This is a genomic window from Rhodoblastus sp., assembly GCF_041915505.1.
In the GTDB taxonomy this organism is placed as follows: Bacteria; Pseudomonadota; Alphaproteobacteria; order Rhizobiales; family Beijerinckiaceae; genus Rhodoblastus.
In genome coordinates, this window is the sequence record NZ_JAYSBG010000235.1 from 1 (window position 1) to 5629 (window position 5629).

The 5629-nt window shown below is 63.7% G+C and carries 6 protein-coding genes, 1 tRNA gene and 2 pseudogenes; 4 read left to right on the forward strand and 5 right to left on the reverse strand.

Translation table 11 applies throughout. From position 1 onward, the window contains the following. Positions 1-223 (reverse strand): annotated as a pseudogene (locus ACE3S9_RS13825) (aminotransferase); the annotation flags it as partial. Positions 224-423: 200 nt separating this feature from the next. After that, positions 424-1568 (reverse strand): annotated as a pseudogene (locus ACE3S9_RS13830) (IS3 family transposase). 246 nt (positions 1569-1814) lie between these two features. Here ACE3S9_RS13830 and ACE3S9_RS13835 point away from each other — a divergent pair. Both ACE3S9_RS13835 and ACE3S9_RS13840 read left to right on the forward strand, forming a co-directional pair. Then, positions 1815-2870: an NAD(P)-dependent alcohol dehydrogenase gene (locus ACE3S9_RS13835; protein ID WP_374547055.1), complete on the forward strand. Its 1056-nt coding sequence runs from the start codon at positions 1815-1817 to the stop codon at positions 2868-2870. Between the two features lie 20 nt (positions 2871-2890). Then, the gene (locus ACE3S9_RS13840) at positions 2891-3424 is read left to right on the forward strand and encodes an isochorismatase family protein (RefSeq protein ID WP_374547056.1); all 534 of its coding nucleotides are present in this window, start codon (positions 2891-2893) and stop codon (positions 3422-3424) included. A gap of 33 nt (positions 3425-3457) precedes the next feature. On the opposite strand, the gene ACE3S9_RS13845 is transcribed toward ACE3S9_RS13840, so the two are convergent. The 3 genes from ACE3S9_RS13845 to ACE3S9_RS13855 all read right to left on the reverse strand — a co-directional run bounded on the left by ACE3S9_RS13845 (position 3458) and on the right by ACE3S9_RS13855 (position 4808). After that, positions 3458-3928: a hypothetical protein gene (locus ACE3S9_RS13845; RefSeq protein ID WP_374547057.1), complete on the reverse strand. Its 471-nt coding sequence runs from the start codon at positions 3926-3928 to the stop codon at positions 3458-3460. Positions 3929-4082: 154 nt separating this feature from the next. Continuing rightward, entirely contained in the window at positions 4083-4517 is a 435-nt protein-coding gene (locus tag ACE3S9_RS13850; protein ID WP_374547058.1) for a hypothetical protein, read from the reverse strand. A gap of 215 nt (positions 4518-4732) precedes the next feature. Then, a tRNA-Ile gene (locus ACE3S9_RS13855) sits at positions 4733-4808 on the reverse strand. Between the two features lie 117 nt (positions 4809-4925). On the opposite strand from ACE3S9_RS13855, the gene msrB reads away from it, so the two are divergent. Together msrB and ACE3S9_RS13865 are read left to right on the forward strand one after the other, a co-directional pair. Then, entirely contained in the window at positions 4926-5339 is a 414-nt protein-coding gene (gene msrB, locus ACE3S9_RS13860; protein ID WP_374547059.1) for a peptide-methionine (R)-S-oxide reductase MsrB, read from the forward strand. A 105-nt stretch (positions 5340-5444) separates the two neighbouring features. Next, positions 5445-5629: aspartate 1-decarboxylase (locus tag ACE3S9_RS13865; RefSeq protein ID WP_374547060.1), on the forward strand; the 185-nt coding region annotated here is incomplete at its 3' end.

Sequence of the window (5629 nt, forward strand, 5' to 3'; positions counted from 1 at the left end):
GCGCGTTTTCCCCCACCGCCTGCCGCAAAGCCGGAAGTCCGAGCATGGACGGATATTGATGCGGGCCGCTCCGCAGCGCTTCGGCGCCCGCCGCGACCACCTCGGCCGCTTCGAGACCCTCGGGAAAGCCCTGGCCGAGATTGATGGCGCGATGGCGCTCGGCGAGGCGCGACATGACCTCGAATATGGTCGCGTCGCAGGCGGAAAAGACAGAATTGACCATGGACACGCGCTTTGGACGAGACGGCCTTGAGGCGATGGCCCGTAATCTGGACTTGTTCGCCCTATTTGATCAAGAGGCGAACCTGATGGAAGGCGAAGCAATCGCCGGACGCGCTCGATCCCGAAATCCACGGATCCGCGTCAATATTTCGCAGCCACGGCTGAGCTACTCCCCGTTGGTTGGACAAACTCCGGGGAGATTTAAGCTACTTTCTGGACCGGCGGATCGTTTTCAATCCTGTTCCAATAAATCACTGCAGGCGGCTGCCCTCCATGGGCGGCATGAGGCCGCGGGCGATTATAGAAGGTCATCCAGCGCCCGATTTCGGCCTTGGCCTGCGAACCTGTTTCGCAGGCATGCAGGTAGACGCATTCGTATTTCAGCGACCGCTAGAGACGTTCGATGAAGATGTTGTCGATGCAGCGCCCCTTGCCATCCATCGAGATCCTGGCGTCGATGCGCTTCAGGCGGTCGGTCCAGGCGAAAGACGTGAACTGGCTGCCCCGGTCGGTATTCATGATATCGGGCGCCCCAAATCGGTCGATGGCCTCGTTCAGAGCCTCGACGCAGAACTCGGCTTCGTAGGTGTTCGAGATGCGCCACGCCAGGACCTTGCGCGTGAACCAGTCCATGATGGCGATCAGATAGAGGAAGCCCCGTTTCATGGGCAGATAGGTGATGTCGGCGCACCAGACCTGATTGGGGCGCTCGACCCGCAGCCCCCGCAATAGATAGGGATAGGTCTTGTGTCCCTTCGCTGGGTTGCTGGTGATCGGCTTCTGGTAGATCGGCATCAGCCCCACCAGGCGCATGAGCCGCCGGATGCGCTTCACGTTCACCGAAAAGCCTTCATTCTGCAAATGCCAGGTCATCTGCTGGACACCATAGAATGGCGTCTCCAAGAACTGCTTGTCGATCAGCAGCATCAAAGCGAGGTTCAGTTCTGTCTCGCCCTGCGGCTCGTAATAGAACGATGACCGCGAGATCGACAGCAGGCGACACTGCATGCCGATCGAAAGCGCTGGATGGTCAGGCTCGATCATGCCGCGCCTCACTTCCCGGTCCAGGGTTTGAGCTTTCTGGACAAAAAATCGTTGGCGACCGCCAGCTCCCCGATCTTGGCATGCAAGTCCCGGACAGCGCCCTCGTCGATCTCGGCCTTCTTCTTGGCCCCATGTTCGAAAATGTCGGCCGCTCCTTCGAGCAACGCCGTTTTCCACTGGTGGATCATGGTGGGATGCGCGCCGTAAGCCGTCGCCAGTTCGGCCGCGGTCTTCTCGCCCTTCAAGGCTTCCAGCGCGACGCGCGCCTTAAACGCGGCGTCATGGTTTCTGCGTTTCGACATGCCAGATCTCCTCTCCGTTGGAGACCAGCAGACATCAGATCATAGCGTCCGTCAGTGTCCAATTTTCGGGGGGCTCGATTACAAGAAGACGCCGCAATTGCGCCGCCTGGCGAGCTGGTGATCGCGCGCCCTCGCGTGCATTCGCGCAAAGTTTTGCTGTCGCGCGGGCGTTGAGGGGAAATCTTGTCCCTGCCGCGCGCGGCGCTTATGTCTTTTATTGTCTTTCCCTGTCCAGGACGCTCCCGCATGTTCAAAGTCAAAGGCTTCGCCGCGCAGTCGGCGACGACTCCGCTTGCCCCGTTCAATTTCGAGCGCCGCGATCCTGGCCCGCATGACGTTCAGATCGACATTCTTTATTGCGGCGTTTGCCATTCCGACCTGCATCAGGCCCGCGACGACTGGAGCAATTCGCTCTATCCGATGGTGCCCGGCCATGAGATCGTCGGGCGGATCGTCCGGGTCGGCGCCCATGTCACGAAATTCAAGGCCGGCGATCTCGCCGCCGTCGGCTGCATGGTCGATTCCTGCCGGGTCTGCGAGCCCTGCGACGCCGGTCTCGAACAATATTGCGCCGAGGGTTGCACCCTGACCTATAACGGCTATGCGCGCGACGGGACGACGCTCACCTTCGGCGGCTATTCGGAACAGATCGTGGTCGGGCAGCGCTTCGTCGCCAAGGTTCCCGAAAATCTCGACGTCAAGGCGGTGGCGCCCTTGCTTTGCGCCGGCATCACCACTTATTCGCCACTGCGCCATTGGAAGGTCGGTCCCGGCCAGAAGGTCGGCATTGTCGGCCTCGGCGGTCTCGGCCATATGGGCGTGAAATTCGCCAAGGCGCTGGGCGCGCATGTGGTCATGGTCACCACCTCGCCGGAAAAGGGCAAGGACGCCCTGCGCCTCGGCGCCGACGAAGTGCTGGTCTCGCGCGACGCCGAGGCGATGAAAAAAGCGCGCGGCAGCTTCGATTTCCTGCTCAACACCGTCCCGGTGGGGCATGACATCAACCCCTATCTCGGCTTGCTCAAGCTCGATGGGGCCATGGTGCTGGTCGGTGCGCTCACCGCCCTGGAGCCGGCGCCGCTGGGCGTCAATCTGATCGGCGGCCGCAAAACGGTGGCGGGTTCGCTGATCGGCGGCATGGCCGAGACGCAGGAAATGCTCGATTTTTGCGGCAAGCATAATATCGTCAGCGATATCGAGATGATCGGCATCGGCGAAATCAACGAGGCCTATGAGCGCATGCTGAAGAATGACGTGCGCTATCGTTTCGTCATCGACATGGCCTCGCTCAAGGCGGCCTGACATTGAACGGGGAGGACTTCATGCTCATTCCGGCGCCGAAATCCTCCCTGCTCCTGCTGATCGATTTCCAGACCCGGCTCGCGCCCGCGATCGAGGATGCGGCGGCGGCGATCGCCAATGCGCGGCGTCTCGCGGAAGGCGCCGTCTTGCTCGGCGTGGACATCGTCGTGACCGAGCAGAATCCGGACAAGCTTGGCCCGACTGTGCCGGAATTGGCGGAATTCGCCGGCGCGGCGGTCGCCAAAATGGCCTTTTCCGCCGTGGCCGCGCCGAATTTTCCCAAAGACAAGCTGAAAGACTGCGCGATCGTCGTCGCGGGGTTCGAGGCCCATGTCTGTGTGATGCAGACCGTTCTCGGCCTGTTGGGGGAAGGGCGGCCGGTTTTCGTCGTGACCGACGCCATCGGCTCGCGCCGCGCCGACAGCAAGACCACGGCGCTGCGCCGGGCTGAATCCTGCGGCGCCGGGATCGTGACCAGTGAAATGGTTCTGTTTGAATGGCTCCGCGCGGCGGATCATCCGCGCTTCCGCGATATTTCGCGTCTCGTGAAATGAAAGAGGCGGCGTCAAGCGCCGCCTCTGTTTTGGTCACTGCCCGCAGGCGTCCCAGAAGCCGCTGCGGCGCGACGGGTCGGTATAATACCAGCACAGGCCGGGCCCGGGCGGCTGGCTTGAAATATAGGCGGCCGCGGCCGCTGCCGAGAGCACGCCAAGCGCCGCGCCGGCCGCTATCGCGCCGCCGGGCGCCCACCCATAGGAAGGACGCCGCCAGCCGCCGTAATAGCCGGGACGATAGACGCCTCCTGGCGGACGGCCCCAAGCGCCAACAGGCGGGCGATATCCGGGCGGACGCCCCGCCACGGGCGGACGATGATATCCGCCCGGCGGCGGACGGTGGACGCCTCCCGGCGGGCGATGGACGCCGCCTTGAAAGGCTGGCGAAATCGGCGAGGAAACGGCCGGCGGCGGCAGGGTCATGGCGAAGGACGCGCTGGCGTCGATCAGCAGCGCCAGCGCGCCGGCAAGGGCGGCGGAGGCGCGAATGGAACAATAGGTCATGTCGATCTTCCCTGTTTCGGCGCCGGCCGGGCGGCGCAGCGTCGGCCGATCCGGGGTCAACCGGGCAGTGGGCTCCACGTTCCGCCGGCGCGTCCAGACAAAACGGGCGGCGCTCGGAGAACGCCGCCCGAATCGCTTCCCTGGGAAGCGTCGCTCACATCGACAGGCTGAAGCCGCTCAGCCCGGCATTGGCCTCGAAGCCGGCCTGCATGCCTTGCAATTCGAGAATGACGCCATTGGAATTCTGCATGCGCATCACGCGCGCGCCGCCCGCGATCGCGATGCCGGCGCCGACGGCGGAAAAGGTGCCGACAATGTCGGTCGGCTGGTGGATGTTCAGCGCGCGGCCAACCAGCGTGCCGCCCGAGGCGCCGATGGTGCCGAGCGAAATGCCGCCGATGCGCAGCGGATAGGTGCGACCCTGGAAGGTCAGCGTGCCGCTGCCGCCGCCGATGCCGACGATGAAGCCCGCATTGGCCATGCGGAGACGGACCCTGCCGGTCCCGGCATAGGCGGGGACGCTCGCGGCCATGAAAACGGCGGCGAGGGCGGCGACGCCGGTCTTGAAAATGTGACGACGATTGAGCATGCGAGCCTCCATTGATATGGCGCAGCTTTAGAAGGAAGGAGTCCTCCGGGCAAGCCCGTCGGTCCTGCGAACGCCTTAATCTGGCGGCCTTTTTGACACAGATCACACGCCGCCGCGCCGGATCATGGCCGCGGCGGTCGATTCGGTCAATGGAATGCCGGATTTTTGACGCATTTCCCTGCGCCGGCGCGGGCTGTTGCGGCCCGTCTGCCGGATGGTGGGCCGGGCAGGACTCGAACCTGCAACCAGACCGTTATGAGCGGCCGGCTCTAACCATTGAGCTACCGGCCCCACCGCGGCCCCTGTTTAGACCGATTTCTGCGCCGCTGGCAACGCGCCGGCGCGGCGCCCGTCTTGTTGCGGCGCGGAAGGCGCTTATCTATAGGCGGTCTTCCGCCGGAGGCCTCCATGACGACCAATGCGACGACGAAAACCTTCCCGGTCACGTATAGCGACGAGGAATGGCGCGCGCGGCTCACGCCCGAGCAATATGACGTTCTGCGCCGCCACGGCACCGAGCGGCCGGGGTCCTGCGCCCTCAATCATGAAAAGCGCGCGGGCGCCTTTTTCTGCGTCGGCTGCGAGCAGGAATTGTTCCGGTCGGGCGAGAAATTCGAAAGCGGCACGGGCTGGCCCAGTTTCTTCGAGCCCTTGCCGGGGGCGGTCGAGACCAGTCGGGACGCCAGCCATTTCATGGTCCGCACCGAGGTTCACTGCAGCCGGTGCGGCGGCCATCTCGGCCATGTCTTCGACGACGGGCCCCCGCCGACCCATCTGCGCTATTGCATCAATGGCGTCGCGCTGGACTTCAAGCCGGACTGAACGCTTCGGAAAGCGCCGCGCGCGAATCGCGCGCTGGCGATTTTCCGCGAAAACGGTTATGAGCGCGGCAAGGGATGAGGCTCCCACCAGCTTCAGGGACATGCGATGCGCAAGGTTGTCGGCGCCAAACTGCACGGAATCCACGTGACGGACGCCAATATCGACTATCACGGCTCCATCACGCTCGATCCGGATCATTGCGAGGAAGCGGGGATCCTGCCGCTCGAGTTCGTCGAAATCTGGAACAAGAACTCCGGCGCGCGCATCTCCACTTATGTCATTCTCGGCGA

Excerpts from the sequence above, each read along its gene's own strand:
- ACE3S9_RS13840 (WP_374547056.1), top strand. The coding sequence starts at position 2,891 with ATGCTCATTCCGGCGCCGAAATCCTCCCTGCTCCTGCTGATCGATTTC.
- ACE3S9_RS13835 (WP_374547055.1), top strand. The coding sequence starts at position 1,815 with ATGTTCAAAGTCAAAGGCTTCGCCGCGCAGTCGGCGACGACTCCGCTT.
- msrB (WP_374547059.1), top strand. The coding sequence starts at position 4,926 with ATGACGACCAATGCGACGACGAAAACCTTCCCGGTCACGTATAGCGAC.
- ACE3S9_RS13845 (WP_374547057.1), bottom strand. The coding sequence starts at position 3,928 with ATGACCTATTGTTCCATTCGCGCCTCCGCCGCCCTTGCCGGCGCGCTG.
- ACE3S9_RS13850 (WP_374547058.1), bottom strand. The coding sequence starts at position 4,517 with ATGCTCAATCGTCGTCACATTTTCAAGACCGGCGTCGCCGCCCTCGCC.